This window comes from Sporobacter termitidis DSM 10068 (assembly GCF_900130065.1).
GTDB lineage: Bacteria > Bacillota > Clostridia > Oscillospirales > Oscillospiraceae > Sporobacter > Sporobacter termitidis.
Genome location: NZ_FQXV01000002.1, coordinates 93,636 through 113,846, shown reverse-complemented (window position 1 = coordinate 113,846; position 20,211 = coordinate 93,636). Strand labels below are relative to the sequence as shown.

General features: G+C 59.3%; 15 protein-coding genes. 10 read left to right on the top strand and 5 right to left on the bottom strand.

What is annotated here, in order from left to right; translation table 11 throughout:
• Positions 1 to 14: 14 nt before the first annotated feature.
• The 3 genes from BUB60_RS04105 (at position 15) to BUB60_RS04095 (ending at position 5,230) form a co-directional block, all read left to right on the top strand.
• The gene (locus BUB60_RS04105) at positions 15 to 1,739 is read left to right on the top strand and encodes an ABC transporter ATP-binding protein (RefSeq protein WP_073076391.1); all 1,725 of its coding nucleotides are present in this window, start codon (positions 15 to 17) and stop codon (positions 1,737 to 1,739) included.
• Positions 1,739 to 3,601 (top strand): ABC transporter ATP-binding protein, encoded by a 1,863-nt coding sequence (locus tag BUB60_RS04100; RefSeq protein WP_073076390.1) that lies wholly within the window; start codon positions 1,739 to 1,741, stop codon positions 3,599 to 3,601. The genes BUB60_RS04105 and BUB60_RS04100 overlap by 1 nt, the downstream gene beginning before the upstream one ends.
• Before the next feature lie 282 nt (positions 3,602 to 3,883).
• Positions 3,884 to 5,230, top strand: a complete 1,347-nt coding sequence (locus BUB60_RS04095; protein WP_073076389.1) for a hemolysin family protein — start codon at positions 3,884 to 3,886, stop codon at positions 5,228 to 5,230.
• Positions 5,231 to 5,298: 68 nt separating this feature from the next.
• Here the strand turns inward: BUB60_RS04095 and BUB60_RS04090 are convergent, their stop codons facing one another.
• On the bottom strand, positions 5,299 to 5,730 hold the full coding sequence (locus tag BUB60_RS04090) for a Fur family transcriptional regulator (RefSeq protein ID WP_073076388.1): 432 nt from the start codon (positions 5,728 to 5,730) through the stop codon (positions 5,299 to 5,301).
• Positions 5,731 to 5,903: 173 nt separating this feature from the next.
• Between BUB60_RS04090 and BUB60_RS04085 the strand changes: the two genes are divergently transcribed.
• Genes BUB60_RS04085 through BUB60_RS04075 form a run of 3 tightly spaced genes read left to right on the top strand, consistent with a single transcriptional unit; the run spans position 5,904 to position 9,403 of the window.
• Positions 5,904 to 6,878 (top strand): CobW family GTP-binding protein, encoded by a 975-nt coding sequence (locus tag BUB60_RS04085; protein WP_073076387.1) that lies wholly within the window; start codon positions 5,904 to 5,906, stop codon positions 6,876 to 6,878.
• Positions 6,879 to 6,882: 4 nt separating this feature from the next.
• On the top strand, positions 6,883 to 8,445 hold the full coding sequence (locus BUB60_RS04080; RefSeq protein WP_073076386.1) for a permease: 1,563 nt from the start codon (positions 6,883 to 6,885) through the stop codon (positions 8,443 to 8,445).
• Position 8,446: 1 nt separating this feature from the next.
• Positions 8,447 to 9,403 carry a TIGR03943 family putative permease subunit gene (locus BUB60_RS04075; RefSeq protein ID WP_073076385.1) on the top strand — a complete coding sequence of 319 codons (957 nt, stop codon included), beginning with the start codon at positions 8,447 to 8,449 and terminating at the stop codon, positions 9,401 to 9,403.
• 11 nt (positions 9,404 to 9,414) lie between these two features.
• Here BUB60_RS04075 and BUB60_RS04070 read toward each other — a convergent pair whose 3' ends face one another.
• Together BUB60_RS04070 and BUB60_RS04065 are read right to left on the bottom strand one after the other, a co-directional pair.
• Positions 9,415 to 10,311: a YitT family protein gene (locus BUB60_RS04070; RefSeq protein ID WP_242941148.1), complete on the bottom strand. Its 897-nt coding sequence runs from the start codon at positions 10,309 to 10,311 to the stop codon at positions 9,415 to 9,417.
• Positions 10,312 to 10,436: 125 nt separating this feature from the next.
• Positions 10,437 to 13,394 carry a cation-translocating P-type ATPase gene (locus BUB60_RS04065; RefSeq protein ID WP_073076384.1) on the bottom strand — a complete coding sequence of 986 codons (2,958 nt, stop codon included), beginning with the start codon at positions 13,392 to 13,394 and terminating at the stop codon, positions 10,437 to 10,439.
• A gap of 149 nt (positions 13,395 to 13,543) precedes the next feature.
• On the opposite strand from BUB60_RS04065, the gene BUB60_RS04060 reads away from it, so the two are divergent.
• The 3 genes from BUB60_RS04060 to BUB60_RS04050 are packed head-to-tail and all read left to right on the top strand — an operon-like array spanning position 13,544 to position 16,421.
• Entirely contained in the window at positions 13,544 to 13,990 is a 447-nt protein-coding gene (locus tag BUB60_RS04060) for a hypothetical protein (RefSeq protein ID WP_073076383.1), read from the top strand.
• Positions 13,991 to 14,020: 30 nt separating this feature from the next.
• Positions 14,021 to 14,263, top strand: coding sequence for a hypothetical protein (locus BUB60_RS04055; protein WP_073076382.1), 243 nt, complete (start codon positions 14,021 to 14,023; stop codon positions 14,261 to 14,263).
• Between the two features lie 46 nt (positions 14,264 to 14,309).
• Complete coding sequence (locus BUB60_RS04050) at positions 14,310 to 16,421, top strand: heavy metal translocating P-type ATPase (protein WP_242941157.1); 2,112 nt, start codon at positions 14,310 to 14,312, stop codon at positions 16,419 to 16,421.
• Between the two features lie 20 nt (positions 16,422 to 16,441).
• Here the strand turns inward: BUB60_RS04050 and BUB60_RS04045 are convergent, their stop codons facing one another.
• A complete protein-coding gene (locus BUB60_RS04045; RefSeq protein ID WP_073076592.1) occupies positions 16,442 to 17,374 on the bottom strand; it encodes an SDR family NAD(P)-dependent oxidoreductase in 933 nt (310 codons plus the stop codon).
• Positions 17,375 to 17,630: 256 nt separating this feature from the next.
• On the opposite strand from BUB60_RS04045, the gene BUB60_RS04040 reads away from it, so the two are divergent.
• Positions 17,631 to 18,728, top strand: a complete 1,098-nt coding sequence (locus BUB60_RS04040; protein ID WP_073076380.1) for an NAD(P)-dependent alcohol dehydrogenase — start codon at positions 17,631 to 17,633, stop codon at positions 18,726 to 18,728.
• A 6-nt stretch (positions 18,729 to 18,734) separates the two neighbouring features.
• On the opposite strand, the gene pdxR is transcribed toward BUB60_RS04040, so the two are convergent.
• Positions 18,735 to 20,138 carry a MocR-like pyridoxine biosynthesis transcription factor PdxR gene (gene pdxR, locus BUB60_RS04035; RefSeq protein ID WP_073076379.1) on the bottom strand — a complete coding sequence of 468 codons (1,404 nt, stop codon included), beginning with the start codon at positions 20,136 to 20,138 and terminating at the stop codon, positions 18,735 to 18,737.
• Positions 20,139 to 20,211: the final 73 nt, after the last annotated feature.

The window sequence follows — 20,211 nt, the reverse complement described above, 5'->3', positions numbered from 1 at the left end:
TTGGGGGAAAATATGTGATAAAGAGATTTTCGGTTTATTTCAGCGATTACCGGAAGGACCTGATCGGCAGCGTGGTCTGCGTGGCGTTCGAGGGCCTGTTTGAAATGGCGATACCGCTGATCATGTCCCAGATCATCGACGTGGGCGTCATGAACAGGGATAAGGGTTATATTTTGGGCAGGAGCCTGGCGATGGTCGTCTGCGCCCTGCTGGCGCTTTTGCTGGGGGCGCTTTACGCCCGCTTTGCGGCCCGGGCCGGGCAGGGCTTCGGCGCGGCGCTCCGCGAGGCCGAATACAAAAAGGTGCAGAGCTTCTCCTTTTCCAACATGGATCATTTCAGCACGCCGTCTCTGATCACGCGCCTGACCGGCGACGTGACGATTTTGCAGAACGCCATCTGCAACGGCATCCGCCCGATCGTCCGCGGCCCGTTTATGATGGTCGTCGCGCTGGGCCTGTCGATTTCCATGAGCCTGAAGCTGGCGGTGGTCTTTTTCGTGGCGCTGCCCGTTTTGGGCGTCGGCCTGTTTCTCATCCTCCGGAAGCTGAGCCCCCTGTACGCCGGCATGCAGAAGGCCATGGACAAGGTGAACTCCATCGTGCAGGAGAACCTGATCGCCATCCGGACGGTCAAATCCTTTGTCAAGGGCGACAGCGAATTTAAAAAATTCAGCCGGGTCAACGCGGAGTACAAGGGCGCGTCCGAGCGCGCCTACCACTATGCCGCCATGAATATGCCCTGCCTGCAGCTTGTCATGTACGCCACGATCACCTGCCTGTTATGGTTCGGCGGCAACTTTATCCATACCGGCACCATGCAGGTCGGCCAGCTGACCGGCTTTCTGAGCTATGTGATGCAGATCCTCAACTCCCTCATGATGATCTCCGCCGTCTTTCTGATGCTCAGCCGCTCAATGACCTCCATGAGCCGCGTCCTTGAGGTGCTGGACGAGACGCCCGCCATCTCGGACGGCACGGGCGGAGGCCGGGTGGCGCGGGGCGATATCGATTTTGAGCACGTTTACTTTAAATATCAGAGCTCGGCGAAGGAATACGTCCTGTCGGATATCAGCCTGCACATCATGGCCGGCCAGACGGTGGGCATCATCGGCGGGACGGGTTCGGCAAAGTCTTCCCTCGTACAGCTGATCCCCCGGCTTTACGACGTCACCGCCGGCAGCATAAAAATAGACGGCCGGGACGTGAAGGAATACCCTCTCGCCGGCCTGCGCGACGCGGTCGGCATGGTGCTCCAGAACAACACGCTGTTTTCCGGCACGATCCGCGAGAACTTAAAGTGGGGCAACGAGAACGCCACCGACGAGGATCTGGACTGGGCCTGCCGCATCGCGTGCGTGGACGAATTCCTCGGCCGGTTCCCCGAGGGCTATGAAACGGACCTCGGGCAGGGGGGCGTCAACGTCTCCGGCGGGCAGAAGCAGCGGCTGTGCATCGCCCGGGCCCTGCTCAAACGCCCGCGCGTTTTGATCTTTGACGATTCCACCAGCGCCGTGGATACCGCCACGGAGGCAAAGATACGGAAAGGTCTCGCCGAGGAGCTGACGGATACCACCAAGATCATCATCACCCAGCGCATCGGCTCCATTGAGGAGGCGGACCTGATCGTGGTGCTGGACAACGGGAGAATCAATGAGGTCGGCACCCACGAGGCTCTTTTGCAGCACAACGCGATCTATCAGGATATCTACGAGTTTCAGAGAAAGGGGGCGAGTGCGTAATGGCGCCGGTAGTCAGAGAGCATGCCAAACCGAAGAACATGAAGAAGACGCTGAAGTTTTTATGGCGTTATTTCAGAAAGCACAAGGCCGTCCTCCTCCTTGTCACCGTTATGATCGCCGTCAGCGCCCTGGCCAACGTTTACGGCACCTACCTTTTAAAGCCGGTGGTGAACGACTTTATCATGCCCGGGGATATCCCGGGGCTGGCCAGAGAGCTCTTGTTCATGGCCGCGATGTATCTGGTCGGCGTGCTCGCTACGTACGGTTATACGCAGCTGATGGTAAAGGTCGCGCAGCAGCTCGTCCGGGAGCTCAGGGACGATCTGTTCCGCAAGGTCCAGACGCTGCCCCTGCGTTTTTTTGACGCGAAGACCCACGGCGAGCTGATGAGCCGCTTTACGAGCGATATCGATACGATCGCCGAGGCGCTCAACAACAGCCTGGCGCCGATGATACAGAGCGTCATCCTCATCATCGGGACCTTCGCGGTGCTCCTCCTTCTCAACGTCACGCTGACGCTGATCGTCGCGGCGGCGTTTCTGTGCATGTTTTTGTTCATCCGGCACAGCGGGAAGAAAAGCCATGAATATTTTACCTCGCAGCAAAAGTATATGGGCAGCCTGAACGGGTTTGTGGAGGAAATGGTGGAGGGGCAGAAGGTCGTCAAGATATTCAATCACGAGGCCAAGGACTTTGTGGAATTTTCAAAGCGGAACAAAAGGCTGCAGGAGGCCGCCACCGGCGCGCTGACCTATTCGGGCCTGATGATCCCCGTGATCGTCAGCATCTCCTATTTCAATTACGCGCTGTCCGCCTGCATCGGCGCGTTCTTCGCCATTTCCGGCCGGATCGATATCGGCACGCTGGCCTCCTATCTCATCTACGTGCGGCAGATCGCCATACCGTTCAACCAGTTTTCCCAGCAGGCCAATTTCGTCCTGGCGGCGCTGGCCGGCGCGGAGCGCATCCTGGAGATCATGGACGAACGGCCCGAGACGGACGAGGGGACCGTCACGCTGGTGAACGTGACGGAGGAGCCGTCCGGGGCGCTGCGGGAGAGCGCCGCGCGGACGGGAAAGTGGGCATGGCGGACGGCGGCCCCGGACGGCGCTTTTGCGTTTGTGCCGCTGCGCGGCGACGTCCGCTTCAACGACGTTGTGTTCGCCTATCAGCCGGGGAATACGATACTCAAGGGGATCAATCTCTACGCCAAGCCGGGCCAGAAGATCGCCTTCGTGGGCTCCACCGGCGCCGGAAAGACGACGATCGCCAACCTGCTGAGCCGCTTTTACGACGTGACCTCCGGCAGCATCACCTACGACGGCATCGACGTCCGGGCCATCAAAAAGGACGACCTGCGCCATTCGCTGGCCGTCGTGCTGCAGGACACCCATCTCTTCACCGGTACGATCGCGGACAACATCCGCTATGGATTTCCGGACGCGACCATGGAGCAGGTGGTCGCGGCGGCGCAGCTGGCCAACGCGGATTCCTTCATCCAGCGCCTCCCGGACGGGTACGACACGCTGCTGACCGGCGACGGCACAAATCTGAGCCAGGGCCAGCGGCAGCTGCTGGCCATCGCCAGAGCGGCTGTGGCAAATCCGCCCGTTCTCATCCTCGACGAGGCGACGAGCTCGGTGGACACGCACACCGAAAAGCTGATCGAAACGGGCATGGACCATCTGATGGAAAACAGGACGGTTTTCGTCATCGCCCACAGGCTGTCCACCATCCGCAACGCGAAGGCGATCATCGTCCTGGAAAACGGATCGATCCTGGAGCGCGGCAGCCACGACGAGCTCATCGAGGAAAAGGGCCGGTATTTCCAGCTCTACACCGGCCAATTTGAGCTGGATTGAGCATAGTAAATTGACAATGTCTTACTTTATGGTATAATAAAATAAAAGGATAGGTGTGGCATCATTGGAAGACACGGGCGACTCGGAACGAAGTAGCGGCGTATTTTCTTTAAAATCCATATACATACAAACGCGCACAATGAGGCGGCTTGAGTAGGCCGGCTTGTCATTGTGCGCGTTTTTGCTGCCGTTTCATATAGAATGTGGCAAGAAGATCGCCGCCGAAAGCGGAAAGAATAATTTTAATGAAAGCATTTTTGATATTATCGGGAGGTTTTTTACTTGACAGACAGTGACCCTATATTATGGCAGATCATTTTGCAGCTGCTCTTAATCGCGCTGAACGCGGTGTTTGCCTGCGCGGAGATCGCCGTCATATCCATGAACGACAATAAGCTGGCGAAGCTGACCGCGGCCGGCGACAAGCGGGCCGTACGGCTATCGTCGCTGACGGCGCAGCCTGCCCGCTTCCTCGCGACGATCCAGGTCGGCATCACGCTGGCGGGCTTTCTCGGCAGCGCCTTCGCGGCCGACAATTTTTCAGGAAAGCTGACGGAGTGGCTTGTATCCCTCGGCGTCAGAATTCCCGCCGCGACGCTGGATACGATCTCTGTTATCCTTATAACGATCATACTGTCATATTTCACCCTGGTGCTGGGAGAGCTCGTCCCAAAGCGCATCGCCATGAGAAAAGCCGAGAAGCTGGCGCTGGGGATGTCTGGCCTCATCTTTGTCATATCGAAAATATTCGCGCCGGTCGTCTGGTTCCTGACGGTTTCGACAAACGGGCTCCTGCGGCTGCTCGGCATTGACCCCCGCGCCGAGGACGAGGAGGTCACCGAGGAAGAAATACGTATGATGGTGGACGCCGGCAGCGAAAAGGGCGCCATTGACCCCGAAGAAAAAGACATGATTCACAACATATTTGAGTTCGACGACACGACGGCGGCGGAAATCATGACGCACCGCACCGAGGTCTCGATACTTTGGGAGGACGAAAACGACGCGCAGTGGGAAAAAACCGTCACCGAGAGCAGGCATTCCGTGTATCCGATCTGCCACGACAGCGCGGACGATATTGTCGGCGTTCTTTACGCGAAGGATTATCTGAGGCTTAAAGACAAAACGCGCCAAAACGTCATGGACCATGCGGTCAGGCCGGCGTATTTTGTGCCCGAATCGGTAAAAACCGACGTGCTGTTTCGCAATATGAAGAAAAACCGGCGGCATTTTGCCGTCGTGCTGGACGAATACGGCGGCATGAGCGGCATTGTTACCATGAACGACCTGCTCGAGCAGCTGGTCGGAGACCTGGACGACGATATCGGCGCCGTAGAGCCGCCGGCCCTGATTGAAAGAATCGATTCCAGTACCTGGAGAATACAGGGCGTCACGCCGCTGGATATGGTTTCGGAGCAGCTTGGCGTCATGCTGCCCGAGCAGGAGTACGAAACCTTCGGCGGGCTCGTGTTCGGCATGCTCGGCACGATACCGGACGACGGAAGTACGCCCGAGCTTGAAGCGTACGGCCTGCTGGTCAAGATCACGAAGATACATGACCACAGGATTGAGAGCTCCGTCGTGTGCCTCCCCGAAAAAGCCAAGGCCAAAGAAGAACAGACGGTCTGACATCATCGGCGGACATCATAAAGATTATAAAAGAGCTTCCGGATTCCGGAAGCTCTTTTTGCTTGGGATTACTGGGGCTGCTTTAATTTGCAGTCGCTGCAGTAGCCGTATATTTCAATGCTGTGGCTTTTGACGTCGAAGTGATATTTGGATTTCATCACCTCGTCGAATTCGCCGAAGGGACAGTCGTCTATCGAAATGATGTTGTGACAGTTCATGCATACCGCGTGGTGCTTATGCTGCTTGCCGGGATACTCGTAGCGCGCCTTGCCGTCCTCAACGAAATTCGATTTATAAAGCAGGCCTTTCTGAGACAGCGTCTCGCAGGTCCTGTAAATTGTCGAGATGCTGACCTTCGCGTCCCGCTCCTTGGCGATCATGAAAATCTCGTCGATCGATTTCGGCGGGGAGTCCTTGAGGATGTCGAGGACCATTTGCCGGCTTTTCGTGATGCGCAGATTTTCTTTATTCAGGATATCGCCGTATATTTCTTTTTGCATCTGCGTCCTTCTCCGTCTTTTTTTATTATTTTAGTCGATTCTTCAAGTAATATCAATAAATTTCTGAGAAAGTCTCAATTGAAAAGCTCGGACATAAGTATTATAATAAACGAAAAATGCAAATGTATTTCATTTGCACCAATGATATTTGCCGATTATCTGGAGGAACTGCTATGCCGTCAGAAATATACGTGATTTCCGGCTTTTTGGGCGCCGGCAAAACAACGCTGATCCAAAAGCTGCTAAAAGAGGCTTTTCACAAGGATAAAACCGTGCTGATCGAAAATGACTTCGGTGAGATCAGCGTGGACGCCGCCCTGCTCAAGTCCGGCGGCGTGGAGGTCAGGGAACTGAATTCGGGCTGCATCTGCTGCAGCCTCTCCGGGGATTTCGTCAAATCCCTGCTGGAGGTCCTGGAACGGTACCGGCCCGACAAAATCATTATCGAGCCGTCGGGCGTGGGCAAGCTTTCCGACGTCATACGGGCCTGCGCGGACCCGCGGATTCAACAGGCCGCCGCCATCAAGACAAAAGTCACGATCGTGGACGTCAAGCGCTGCGGCGTATATTATGAAAACTTCGGCGAATTTTTTGAAAACCAGATTCAGAACGCCGACGTTGTCCTGCTCAGCCGGACGGAGAAATATCCCGATAAGATCGTTGAGGCGTGCCGCCTAGTCAAGGAGATCAAAAACGGGGCCGTCGTTTTATCAAAGGCCTGGGATCAGCTCACCGCCGACGAAATTTTAAACCCGCGGCTTGCGCGCTCGGCATACAGCGCGTCCGGAAGTCCGGTCCATGACCATCATGACCATCACGAGCATCGCGAGCATCACGAGCATCATGAGCATCATGAGGGCTGCGGGCACCAGCATGCGGCCGCGGAGATTTTTGACACGGTGACGATCCGGACAAGCCGGCGCTTTACCGCCGAGGAGCTGCGCTCCCGTATCGACGCGCTGGGCCGTTTGCCCGGCACCGTCCTGCGCGCCAAGGGCATCATCTCCGGCTTGGACGGCTACATAGACCTGCAGTATGTCCCGGGAGACTTGAAAATCACCAAATGCGATGCGCCCGGAGACATGCTGAGCATGATCGGAAAGAATCTGAACAGGCAGGAACTGGCCCGGCTTTTTGATGGAGAGTGAGCTCTTGCAGATTCCCGTTTACGTGATCTCCGGCTTTCTCGATTCCGGAAAGACGACGCTTTTAAACAGATTGCTGAACGGCAGGCAGTATCGGGGCGTGCCGTTGCTCGTCATTCAGTTTGAAGCGGGCGAGGAGGAATTCACCGGCCGGAAAGGCTGCGACGTCATGGTGATCCCCAAAAGGACCCTGGACCGGGACCCTGAGCAGGTAGCCGAACAGATTGAGGCCCGCCTGAACAGCAGCGCCCCCCGGGAGGTCTGGGTAGAGTGGAACGGTGTCACGCCGCTGGCGCTGCTGCAGGATATTTTCCGGCATCCGGCGCTGTACCGGTTATGCCGGCTGGAAAAAATCATCCACATGCTCGACGCGGAGACGCTGGAGAGCCTGCTGGGGAAAACCGGCGGGGCGCTGCCCGAGCAGATCGCCGGGTGCGACTTCGCGGTGGCCAGAGGCCTGCGGTCCGGCAAGGATTATGCGCGCGTCAAAAGGCTGCTGCGCAATTTGAATCCCGGCGTGAAGCTGCTGCGCATCCGGCAGGCAGAGAGTATTTATAGCGAGATATACCGCAAAAAGAGCCGCCCCGTCAACGCGTTCTCCGTGGGCTTATTACTGTTCGTGGGGATGTATCTCCTGGCGGCCCGGTTCGTCGATCTTTCGCAGACGCCGGTCAACACGGTCATCAACATCTACCTGGGGATCATGCTCCAGGCCGTGCCGTTTCTGCTCATCGGCGTGATGATCTCGTCGATCATCCAGGTTTTTGTGCCGCAGGAATACATAGAGCGCCGGTTCCCCAAAAACCCCGTGGGGGGTATGCTGACGGCTGTGCTGCTGGGCTTTTGCCTCCCGGTCTGCGACTGCGCGTCCATCCCCATATTCCGGAGCATGGTCAGAAAGGGCGTGCCGTTAGCGCCGGCCGTGACCTTTATGACGGTGACGCCCGTGGTCAACCCCGTCGTGATGCTGTCTACCTACTACGCCTTCAGCGGCAATCTCCGCATTGTCGCCGCGCGCGCCGGGCTCGGCGTTATCGCGGCCGTGCTGATCGGCCTGTGGTTTTCAAAAAAGCCGGCGCGCGCCGATATGCTGCCGGGCGTCGACGGGCTGATGTGCAGCTGCGGCTGCTATGAGGGCGTGTCGGCGGAGATGACGCTCGGGGACAAGCTGGGGCTTTTCATCCGGCATTCGCAGGCGGAATTTTTCAACGTGGGCAAATACCTGATGCTCGGCGCCCTTGTCGCCGCGCTTTTCCAGACCGGTATAAGGTCTGTGTCCTTCCAGAGCGGGATCGGATTTGATCTGGCGCTGCTGCTGATGATGGTGACGGCATTTTTGCTGTCCCTGTGCTCGTCTTCCGACGCCGTGATCGCCCGCAGCTTCGCCTCGAGCTTTCCGATGGGCGCCGTGATGGGCTTTTTGGTCTTCGGCCCGATGATCGACGTTAAAAATGTCATCATGCTGTCCGGCAGCTTTTCAAAGAAATTTGTCGCGGCCTTATTTGCCGCCGCTTTTGTGACATGCTATATCGTCGTATACCTTTTTGGCCGTTTTGCCGTAGGAGGCTGATATGCGTACTGTTAAAAGGATGCTGAATCCGCAGGTTTTTCTGGAGCTGTCGTGCTCCCTGGTGTTTGCGGTACTGATGCTGTACCTGCTGCTTTCCGGCAGGTATCAGATGTACGTGACGCCCAAAATGGTGCCGTATTTTTATTTTACGAGCGCCGTGATGCTCGTCTGGACCGTGGCCGGGTGCTTCCGGCTGGGGCGGCGCCAGCACAGAATCCGAGCGGCCCATTGCCTTGTTCTGGCGGTGCCCATTATTCTCCTGCTGCTGCCCCATACGGCGCTCGGCACCGCCGACTTGTCCGCCGGCTACGTGAGCGCCAACGCTTTCGCCGGAAAATCCGCCGGCGTATCCGCCAAAACGCCGGCGCTTTCGCCGAGCCCGCCGGCAGTCTCGCCGTCCGTCGATCTGCCGGCCGCCGGCAGCGACGTCCCGGAAATCAATATCACCACGCCCGCCGCGTCTGCCGACGCCGCGCCGTCTGATACGCCGGCCGTGCCGCCGCAGGACAACGCGCCCGCCGCCGCGCAGGCGCCCCTGCAGGACGAAGCAACGGCCGGTTTGGCCGGGCTGGACGTCAAAAACAAAAAAATCACCGTGTCGGACGATGATTTTGGCGCGTGGATGTATGAGTTCTACGATAATATGGATCAATACGCGGGATACCAGATTTCGATCAAAGGCTTTGTCTTCAAAGACCCGAATCAGATGAAAGCAAACGAATTTGTGCCCGCGCGCCTGATGATGTCGTGCTGCGTGGCGGACCTGTCGCCCTGCGGGCTGCTGTGCCAGTATGACAAGGCCTCAACGCTGGAAGAGGACAGCTGGGTCACCGTCGAAGGGACGCTGCATAAAGCACAGATCACTTACGACGGCCAGACGATCGACGATATCCAGATCACCGTGACAAAAATAACGCCGGCGGAAAAGGTGGACGGGTATATTTATCCCAATTACTGAAAGCTTTGAGCTTACAGCTTCTTCAGGTAATTCCCGTCCACCCGGACGCCCTCGTTGACGACGATAAAGGCCTCCGAATCGTATTTGCGGACGAGATGCCTCAGCTGGGCGACCTCGTACTTCGACAGGATGATATAAAAGATCTCGGAGTTTTCGTTCGTATAGGCGCCGGTGATGTTCCATTTGGTGAGGCCGCGCCCCAGCTGGCTCATGAAGTCCGACTGGAATTGCCGCATGTCTTTTTTGGAAATGATCATGACCTCGACGTTGATGTTCTGGGTGTGCAGCCTGTCGATGGCGATGGAGTCGGCGACCGCGACGATGATGGAATAGACCGCCGTCGTGATATCGAAAAGCGCGAAGCAGACGGCGTAGAGCACGACGTTGACGGCCAGCGAAACCTGGCCCACACCGGAGCGCTTCCGGCGCATGACGTAATAAAGGCCGATGATGTCCATGCCGCCGCCGGACCCGCCCATGATCAGCGTCAGGCCGCTCCCCACGCCGGAGACGATGCCTCCGATCAGGCAGTTGGTCAGAATATCGTCCTTGACAAGCAGGTGTGCCGGGATGGGGATCGCGGTGAGGAAGAACGTCACCGCCACCGTGCAGATCATTGTTTTGACGAAAAACAGCTTGCCCATCGTCCTGAAGGCGAGGAAGAACAACGGGATATTTATAATATAATAGATGATGCCGGCGAAATCGTATGCGCCGAAATCCACGTGAAAAAACCGGATCAAAATCGTGCGGATGATCTGGCAGATGCCCATGATACCGCCGCTGTAAACGCCGACCGGGACGATAAACAGGTTGATGCCGGCCGCATAGATGAGGGTGCCGAAGAGCGCCCCCGAGGTCCGGCCCAATTCTTTTTTGCTGAATAACGCTCTGACGCCGTTTTCCACAACTGAACTCCCCAATATATCCGTATTTGTAAAGCCGCTGCTATTATATGTGAAAATATCGTCCGGTGCAATAAAGTACCGCAAAAAGCAGACGCCGCGTCTCAGGCGCCTGCTTTTTTGCCGCTTTACAGTCCGCCGATGCCGCCCGCCAGGAGCACAGAGCCGGCATCCGCCGCGCTTAAGGGTACGGTGCCGAAAAAGGAGCTCAGCGGCGGAAGATACAGGATACCCGCCAGCATCGCCGCCGAAGCGGCGAGAGCAACCTTCATATAAGCACCCGCGGGGCGGTCCTTGTTCAGCCGGCTGCGGTAGGCGCTGAGCATCTGCGAGAGGATGAGCGCGGCGAACGCGGCCGTTCTGGCTGTTTTGAGGCCGAGGCCGCCGAGCATCGCGCCGGAGAATACGCCGAAGGTGGCAAGGCCGATGAGCAGCCCCTTTTTCAAAATCTCTATCATCGTCGGCCTGTCCACGAGGGCGTCGTCCCGGCCGTAGGGCGGTCGGTCCATAACGCCGGGGCAGGGCGGCTCCACGGCCACGGCGGAGCCCAGGATGGTCTCGGCGATGACGTTTGTCCAGAGTATCTGGATGGACAACAGCGGCAGGACGCCGAAGCCCAGGGCGCACAGCCCGATGGCAGCCACCTCGCCCAGGGCACCCGTCAGGAGATAGCGCATGGAGTTTTTGATGTTCTCGGTCACCGAGCGCCCCTCCTGTATGGCGTCGACAATGGTGAGGATATCGTCGTCCACAAGGGTGATGCCCGCCACGTCCTTGGCCACGTCGCTGCCGCTTTTGCCCATGGCGATGCCGATGTCCGCCTCCTTCATGGCCGGCGCGTCGTTGACGCCGTCGCCCACCATAGCAACGGTATGGCCGGCCTTTTTCAGGGCCCGGACGATCCGGTGCTTCTGCTCGGGGCAGGTCCGGGCAAAGACCTGGACGCTGTCCACTTGGGCGGCCAGCTCCCCGTCCGTCATCCGGTCCAGCTCCGCGCCGGTGACGATCAGGCCGTCCGTTAAAAGTCCCACCTGCCGCGCGATCTCCGCAGCGGTATTTTTATTGTCCCCGGTGATCATCACCACGTTGACGCCGGCCTTCCGGCACCGCGCCACGGATTCTCCGGCAGCGGGCCGGGCGGGGTCCGACATGCCCACGATGCCCAGAAAGACAAAATCCCCGTCCAGGCCCCGATGGGTCCCGTCCATTTTTTTGCAGGAAAAGGCCAGCACCCGCAGGGCGTCGTTTCCCATATCGTCGCAGATTTTCTGCACGGCCGCCTTCTCCGGCGCCGTAAACGGCCGCGCCGCGCCGTCCCGGAGGATATAGGCGCACTTTTCCGCGACCTTGTTGTAGGCGCCCTTGCAGTAGGCGGTCTCTCCATCGTCGGCGGAGGTGTGGGCGATCATGCACTGCCTGGCGCTGTCGAAAGGGACCTCCCGTATCCGGCGGCAGCGCGACTCGATATCGGCCGTGTCCATACCATACTTTCCGGCCGCCGCCAGCAGCGCGCCCTCCGTGGGGTCTCCCTGCACGGCCCACTTCCCGTCGGCTTTTGTGAGGCAGGCGTTGTTGCAGAGGACGCCGGCCAGGAGGAGCCGCTCCAGCGCCGGAGAGGCCGCGCCGCTCCCACAGTCCAGGGTGATTTCGCCCGACGGGCTGTAGCCGCTCCCGGTGACGGTGTAAAACGAATTGTCGGCCCAGATGCGCCGGACCGTCATTTCGTTCATGGTCAGAGTGCCGGTCTTGTCGCAGCAGATGACGTCCGTGGCGCCGAGCGTCTCCACCGCCGGCAGCGACCGGACGATGGCGTTGCGCCCCGCCATCCGCCGCACGCTCCTGGCCATGGACGCGCTGACGACGGCCGGCAGGCTCTCCGGTATCGCGCCGATGGAAAAGCAGATGGACAAAACGAGGACCTCCCCCAGCGGCTTTCCGGCCAGAAGTCCGGCGCCGGCGAAGAGAAGACTCAGGCCGCCCGCGGCGAGGGTGATCGTTTTTGTCAGCTTGCCGATCTTTTTCTGGATCGGCGGCACGCCCTCGCGGATGTTCTGGAGCATCAGGGCGATCTTGCCTATCTCCGTATCCATGCCCGTGGCGGTGACGACGGCCCTTGCCCTGCCGCACAGGATGTCGGAGCCCATATACAGCATATTGTGCCGGCTGCCGACATCCGTGTCCTCCCGGCAGGGCTTCATATTTTTTTCGACGGCGGCAGCCTCGCCGGTCAGGGAGGCTTCCGAGGTCCGCAGCTCGGTACAGTCGACGATCCGGGCGTCGGCGGGGACCTTGTCGCCGGCCTCCACGACGATGACGTCGCCCGGGACAAGGTATTTCGATGCGATAACGCGCTCCCGTCCCTCCCGGATGACCCGCGACTTGTTGACCATAAAGCCCTTCAGCAGAGTGATGGAATTTTCCGCCTTGTGGCTCTGGACGGTGCTGAGCACCGTCTGCATGGCCACGATGCCAAAGATCGCCAGCGCGTCCGGTATCTGGCCCGCGAGCAGCGAGACGACGCCCACCCCAAGAAGCAGCCTGTTGGAAAAACTGAAAAGATTGCCGAAAAGCTTGGCAATCAGCGATTTCCGTTTCTTTTCGGACAGGACGTTCAGCCCGCAGCTTTTCTGCAGCTCCTGTGCCTGCTTTTCGCTGAGGCCGCGCTCCGCGTTCGTGTTCAAAAGCCGCGTCAGCTCCCACTTGGGCATGGCGTGGTACGGCGCGGCCCCGCGCGCGGCCGCGCCGGCGGGCGGTGTCTCAGCGGCGGCGGCCGGCAGCCCCTGCCGGCGGCGCGCCTCGTCCAGGCTGATGACGTTGGACAGGCTTTGCCCGGCGCCGTTCCGGCCGAATAAATAAAGAAGGCTGCCGAGCTGATAATCATCGGTGACGGCCGCGTCGTACACGATGAGGATTTTCCCGGTCAGGGCGCTGGCGGCGGCCGAGACGACGCCCTTGGCCGCCAGCACATGGCGCGCCAGGGCCTGGGCGTTTTCCTCGTTATGGTGTATCGCCCGATGAAAAATCCTGATTCTTCGATACGTCAGAGAAAGCTCCGGCGTCTGTATTTTGCTGATGGCGTTTTGCATAATGCGCTCCCGGAATAATAGGTATAAAGTGATTATTCCATGGGGGAAAATCATTTATTCTCCGGCGGCGCCCGCGCCGTCAAACGCATAAATCAGGCGCGATCTGCTCATAAATACCTAATAACGTTTCACGATAGGAGTGCCTGTTGATGGAAGACCAGGTGTCAGATAACCAATATAAAAAAGTGCAGGACGACGTCAAAACCCTGCATCATGAATATCATGCCGTTTTGAACGACGTCAAAAGCCTGAATGCCGGCCAGTCGGCGCTGCAGAGCAATGTGGACGCCATCTGCGGCAATATGGAGAAAATCAGCCAAAGCGTTGAGGAAATGATGAAACAGCTGCAGGTGATCTCCGAGGAGCACCAGAAGATGGCTGTGGAAAATATGCTGCATAAAAACAGCGGACTCTTTTCGGCCGCACTGAAGAAATCCGTGCGGAAGCTGGCCGTCGGGACGGTGAGCGCCGCGATGCTGCTTGGCGAATTCTCGGCGGAAAAGCTGGCCTGCGCCAGAGAAGGGCTGGAGGACATTGTCGCCGAGGCCAGCTACAACAACAAGATACGAAAGCAGGGCAGCAAATCGGACGCTTAGCCGGCCGGAGATGAAATAAGGAGTTATTGTATGGCGGTAGCAAAGCCGGTGGCCGACGCGCTGGACCGCGCGGAAGCGGCTGTCAAAGAGGCGATAGAACTCAGCCTGAACGAGATCCGTGAGGAATCGAACAACGAAAAGGAATATATCGATCTCTGGGTCTCCTGCTGCAAAAGGATCGGAACGCATTTTCAGTCGGAGGCCGACAGGACGGGGAACCGGCAGCTGGCGCGGTATATCCGGCGGAACCTGACAAAAGCCATATTTCTGTGACGCCGGCGCGCTTGAAGTTTAATTGACCGAGGCGATTTTGTTGCTCGTGCTCCACCAGCTGCCCGGCAGATTCAGGGCAAAACACAACCGGTTATACGATAAAAGGCTGTCGCAGTATATCAATGTATACTGCGACGGCCTGTTCGGCGTGACCTGCTGCAACGCAAACTCCAGAACAGCCACGGTCCTCGTCGTCTACGACGAGAAAAAAACAACGGCGGACCTGCTGCTGCAAAAAATCGACGCCGCTATTGAAATCGGCGCCGAAAAGGACCGGGACTGGCTGGACGTCTTCGGGCATATGCTGACCGCCGAGAACCGCCGGGACGGGGCGCGGCGGAAGCTGTTTTTCTATGGCCTTTTTTACATCGCGCTCCGGACCAAGCAGGCGCTTTTTGGGAAGGCCCCCTTCAGCGGCGGCCTCCGGCTGCTGCAGGCCGCGTCCGTCGTCACTGTGACGGGCGGCTATCCGCTGCTCAAAAACGCGTACAGGGCGCTGGCGCGGCCGCTGCCGGCGGACCCCGACAAGCTCCTCTGGGCCGCGTCGCAGTTTTTTACCTTTACCCGGGGCAGCGCAAAGGGCGTTTTTCTCCTCTGGCTCAAGGAGCTGAGCGATTACGTCAAATTCTCCGCGGACGCGGACTGCTTCCGCATCCTGGGCCAAAACCTGAACAAGACCTTCGGCCTGGCCGTCAGGATAACGCCGGACGGAAAGGGCTTTATCCCGGCGGACCGACTGGATATCGGCGATGTTATCGAGGTCGGCAAGGGGGAGCTTGTGCCCGCCCGGGGCGTCGTCGCCCAGGGGGCGGCCCAGGTGGACGGGCTGTATTACGCCGGCCATCCCATGGTCCGGCGCTGCACGCCGGGACAGGAGGTCCATGAGGGCATGGCGGTGCTGGACGGAAAGCTCGCCGTGCGCGTGACCCAGGCACAGAAGCAGCCGCCTGCGCCCGATATCAAAGAGGAGGACGTGGCCGCGTACCGGAACACCAAGGCCTATTCATACCGTCTCACGGCGCCGGCCCTGGGGCTGTCGCTGCTGAATGCTCTGACCACCCGGTCCTTTTCGGGCGCTTTGGGCATGATGATGACGCTGAGCCCCTCGTCGGCCAACGCCGCCTTCGGCACAGGCATTAAAAACTACGCCGCCCTGCTGAACAAAAATCACCTTTACCTCAGAAATCCGTATATCATCGAGAAGCTCGCCGGGATACGGCACGTCGTTTTCGATAAGACCGGCACGCTGACGCGCCCAAAAATGACGCTCTGTGAGACCGCCGTTTACGACAGGCGCTATTCCGGCGCGGCGCTTTTAAGCATCTGCGCCGCCTGTGAGGCCGGGCACTACCATCCCGCCGCCTCGGCGCTCCGGGAGGCCGCCGGCGCGCCGGACGACGGCGGCGTCACCGAATCGTGCCTGATTCCCTCCCGGGGCATCCGCGCCCGGTATAACGGCCTGGACGTGCTGATTGGCAACAGGCAGCTCATGCTGGCCAGCGCCGTTGATATCTCCGAGGGGGAGAGCCTTTATGAGCGCCTGGCGGCGGATTATACGCCGGTCTTTATGGCCGTGGACGGCCGCTTGGCGGCTATCTTCGCGCTGAAGGAGGCGCTCAGGGACAGCGCGCCGGCGCTCATCCAAAAGCTGAAGCGCCTCGGCGTGGAGGTGACACTGGTCACGGGCGATACCGAACAACGAGCGAAAATCGCCGCAGGGGCGCTGGGCATCGACGCTGTTTTCAGCGCTTGCGCCGCCGGGGAGAAGGCGGACATTGTCCGCCGGCTCCGTGAGACCGGCGCCGTCATGATGGTGGGCGACGGCGTCAACGACCGGGAGGCCATGCGGGCCGCCGACGTCAGCGTCAGCTTTGTGGACGCCGCCTGCGACAAGGTCAAGCTCCAGTCCGACTGCGTCATCTTTGAGCGGGACATGGACAGGCTGCCGGACCTGCTCACGCTGTCAAATAAAGCGTACCGCTGCATCGGGCAGAGCATCGCCGTGTCCAAGGGCATGAACGTCCTGCTCGGCGCGATGGCGCTGTTGCAGCGCATCGATATCTATGGTGCCAAATCCTACAATACCATCAACTCCATCGTCTCGCTGCTCATGAATCAGCGCATCAACTTCCTCTCGCCCGGGCCGGGGAATCGATAATCGACAGGCGCGCCGGATGTTTATTCCCAGTCGGGGGGACCGACCTGGGTCTGGGTATCGTAGACCGGGTTGTAGATCAAAGAGCCGAAGGTTTTGAGAACATTTTTGCGTTCCACGTTGAGGGGCTCGTCGGGTACGGCGCGCAGAATAGCCTCGTTGCGGGCGATGAGGCCCTCCCTGAACTCGGGATGCGTCAGGATGAACAGGTCGCCCCGCCGGATGCCGCGGACGACGCGCTCGCCGACCTCCTCGGGGCTCATAAAGATCTTGGACCAGTCCGGCATGGGGCCGCTGCCCGGCGGTGGTGGCGGCGGCAGCTTTTCACTGTCGTTTTTCAGACCGGCCGGCCGGACCTGGGCGGAGGAGAAGCCCAGGTTGGACGTGACGGGGCCGGGGCAGAAGGCGGAGGCGCCCACGTTGGTCCCCTGCAGGTCTGTGGCCAGCGTCTCCATCATGCCGGCCACGGCGTATTTCGTCGTGCAGTAAAGGCCCGACATGCCCACGGTGATGAGGCCGCCCTTTGACGCGGTGCTGACCACGTGGCCGCCCTCGCCGTGCTTTAAAATGCGGGGCAGGATGATCTTGATGCCGTTGAACACGCCGGTGATATTGACGCCGACGATGAAGTCCCAGTCCTTAAAGGAGGCCTCCTGCATCGGGCCGCTGCCGGCGGCCACGCCGGCGTTGTTGATCAGCACGTGGATTTTCCCGAAAGCCGCTTCCGCTTCGTCGGCGGCCCGCTCGTAAGCCGGCCTGTCGGTGACGTCCAGCTTTATGGTGCGGGCCGGGTAATTATTTTCTTTAAACCACTTGAGCGCCTCGTCCAGCGCCTCCTGGCGCGCGTCGGCGACGACGACCTTCATGCCGTGTTTGGCGCACGCCTTGGCGATGCCGAGGCCGATACCGCTGGCGCCCCCCGTAATAAAGGCGACCTTGCCCTGCAAATTTTCCATCCGATGAATCTCCTTTCTCTGGAAAAACATTATTTGTCTCCAATGTAATACAATCCTGAAGACGTCACAAGAGGCGGCGCGCAAATATCGGCGATCCCGCCATAAGGATTTTTGCGCCTGGTATGCCTTAAAAGACAAGGAGAGACCCGGGGGCAAGTCGCACTTGAAAAACTCGGGCAATCATAATATGCTGAATACAAGCATCACAATGCCGGAGGGATGAATGTCCGATGGCCGAATTCAAAGGAGGAACAGCATGAAAATCAAAGCGGCGGTTGTTTTTGAAAAGGGACAGCCATTTGAGATCAGAGAGCTGGAGCTCGACGCGCCGAAAGCGGGCGAGGTGCTTGTCAAGGTGGCGGCCTGCGGCGTCTGCCATACCGACGAGGTGGCCCGCCAGCAGATCATTCCCGTGCCGCTGCCGGCCGTCTTCGGCCACGAGGGCTGCGGCGTCGTCGAGGACGTGGGCCCCGGCGTGACGGAGTTCAAGAAAGGCGACCGCGTGGGCTTTTCCTACGGTTACTGCGGTGTTTGCGAGGCCTGCCGCACGGGGCATACATACGGCTGCGAGGAAAACCGCCGCCTCAACTTTTTCGGCCTGCAGTTTGACGGGACGAAGCGGCTGCGCACGGAGGATAAAGAGGTTTCCTCCTTCTTCGGCCAGGCCGCTTTCGCCACCCATGCCGTCGTCCATGTGCACAACCTCATCCGCGTGCCGGATGGCGTGGAGCTGGAGCTCGTCGGCCCCCTGGGCTGCGGCATCCAGACAGGCGCCGGCGCGGTCCTGAATTATTTAAAGCCCGACCCCGCCAGCGCCGTTATCATCACCGGCTGCGGCCCGGTGGGCCTGAGCGCCGTCATGGCCGCGAAGATCGCCGGCTGCACCACCATCATTGCCTGCGACGTGGTTGATTCCCGCCTCGAGATGGCGAGGGAATTGGGCGCGACGCATACCATCAACAGCAAAAATGTCGACAGCGTTGTCAACGAGGTAAAAAAGCTGACCCGAATCGGGACGAATTACGCCATCGACTGCACGGGCATCGGCGCCTGCGTCCGCCAGTCCTTGAACTGCGTCCGCAGCCTGGGGACCTGCGTCGTCCTGGGCGCCACCCAGGAGCTCACCATCCATGTGGAAAACGAGCTGATGGGCGCGGGAAAGAAGCTCGTGGGCATCGTGGAGGGCTGCAGCGTCCCCCAGATATTCATCCCGCAGCTTTTGGAGTATTACAAAAAGGGCATGTTCCCCTTCGACAGGCTCATCACCTACTACGACTTTGAGGATATCTCCCGGGCGTTTGAGGATACCCACAAGGGCAAGGTGATCAAGGCGATCCTGCGGATGCCGGAATAACCGCGCTCAGGGATTTTCCCACGCTTTCCGGAGCAGGTCGACCGCCTTCGGAATCTCGTCGATGCTCAATGTGGCAAAGCCCAGCAGCAGATCGTTCGGATACCCGGCCTCCGGCCTTTCGGAGTAATACCGGGAAAGGCCGTAGATCCTGACCTGCCGGGCTTTTGCCTTTTGTACAAGCGCGGCCTCGTCCGCCCCGCCCGGCATGCGCAGGGTGAGGTGCAGACCGGCGGGGGCCCCGTCCAGCTCGGCACCGGGCAGCATTTCCCGTATGGCGGCCACCAGAGCTTCGCGCTTTAACCGGTAAAGGTTGCGCATCCTGTTCAGGTGGCGTTCAAAATGCCCCTCATCGATAAACCGCTGCAGCACCTTCTGCTCGATCGTCGGGACGGGGCAGATGTAAAAATTCAGCTTTTCCTCATAGGCCGCCAGCAGCGGCTCCGGCAGCACCATGTAGCTGACCCGCAGCGCCGGCGACATGGATTTTGACAAGGCACCGAGATAAATGACCTTTCCGCCCTGGTCCAGCCCCTGCAAGGACGGGATCGGCCTGCCGGAATAGCGGAATTCGCTGTCGTAGTCGTCCTCCACGATATACCGGTCTGGCTTTTCGCCCGCCCAGTTGAGGAGCTGTATCCGCCGGCTGACGGGCATGATGCGCCCCGTGGGAAACTGATGGGAGGGCGTGACACAGACGATGTTCGCCCCGCTTTCGCTCAGTGCGCCGGGGCGCAGGCCGTGAGCGTCGAGAGGGACGGAGCGGTAAGAGGCCCGGTTGCTTTTGAAGATCATGGACAGCTTTTCATACCCCGGGTTTTCGATGGCGTAGACGTCGCCCCCGCCGAAGAGCTGGATGAGCAGCTGGAGCAGAAACTCCGTCCCGGAGCTGATGATGATCTGCTCCGGCGTGCAGGAAACACCGCGGGAATGATGCAGGTACCGGGCAATGCCGGCCCGGAGCGGCGGATACCCCTTGGGGTCCCCTGTTTTCAAAAGATCCCTGTCATATTCGTTGATGACCTCTTTGGTGAGCTTGCGCCACGCCGCGAACGGGAAGGACTCGAAATCGACGCCCTGATGGGAAAAATCATAGAGATACCGCACCGTCTCGGTATCCTGCGCGGCCGGTGTTTTCCGCGCCGCGCCAAGGCTCAGTATGCCGTCCAGCGGTGCCACATAGTAGCCGCTTTTGGCTCTGGATACAAGATACCCCTCGGCCACCAGCTGATTATATGCCGCCTGGACGGTGTTCTGGCTGCAGCCCAGCGCCGCGGCCAGCTGCCGTTTGGACGGCAGCTTTTCATTTTTAGAGAAGCTGCCGCTTTTGATCTCTTTTTTTATGTATGCGTAAAGCTGCTCAAAAAGCGGCGCGGCCGACGCCTTACTGAGGCGCAAGGTAATTTCGTTCATTTAAAAGCTCCGATCTGATACTATGAAATAATCATAAACTGATACTTTCAGCCTGCCCAGTTTGCTTTTATAA

Excerpts from the sequence above, each read along its gene's own strand:
- BUB60_RS04085 (WP_073076387.1), top strand. The coding sequence starts at position 5,904 with ATGCCGTCAGAAATATACGTGATTTCCGGCTTTTTGGGCGCCGGCAAA.
- pdxR (WP_073076379.1), bottom strand. The coding sequence starts at position 20,138 with ATGAACGAAATTACCTTGCGCCTCAGTAAGGCGTCGGCCGCGCCGCTT.
- BUB60_RS04100 (WP_073076390.1), top strand. The coding sequence starts at position 1,739 with ATGGCGCCGGTAGTCAGAGAGCATGCCAAACCGAAGAACATGAAGAAG.
- BUB60_RS04055 (WP_073076382.1), top strand. The coding sequence starts at position 14,021 with ATGGCGGTAGCAAAGCCGGTGGCCGACGCGCTGGACCGCGCGGAAGCG.
- BUB60_RS04065 (WP_073076384.1), bottom strand. The coding sequence starts at position 13,394 with ATGCAAAACGCCATCAGCAAAATACAGACGCCGGAGCTTTCTCTGACG.
- BUB60_RS04090 (WP_073076388.1), bottom strand. The coding sequence starts at position 5,730 with ATGCAAAAAGAAATATACGGCGATATCCTGAATAAAGAAAATCTGCGC.
- BUB60_RS04075 (WP_073076385.1), top strand. The coding sequence starts at position 8,447 with ATGCGTACTGTTAAAAGGATGCTGAATCCGCAGGTTTTTCTGGAGCTG.
- BUB60_RS04040 (WP_073076380.1), top strand. The coding sequence starts at position 17,631 with ATGAAAATCAAAGCGGCGGTTGTTTTTGAAAAGGGACAGCCATTTGAG.
- BUB60_RS04045 (WP_073076592.1), bottom strand. The coding sequence starts at position 17,374 with ATGGAAAATTTGCAGGGCAAGGTCGCCTTTATTACGGGGGGCGCCAGC.
- BUB60_RS04060 (WP_073076383.1), top strand. The coding sequence starts at position 13,544 with ATGGAAGACCAGGTGTCAGATAACCAATATAAAAAAGTGCAGGACGAC.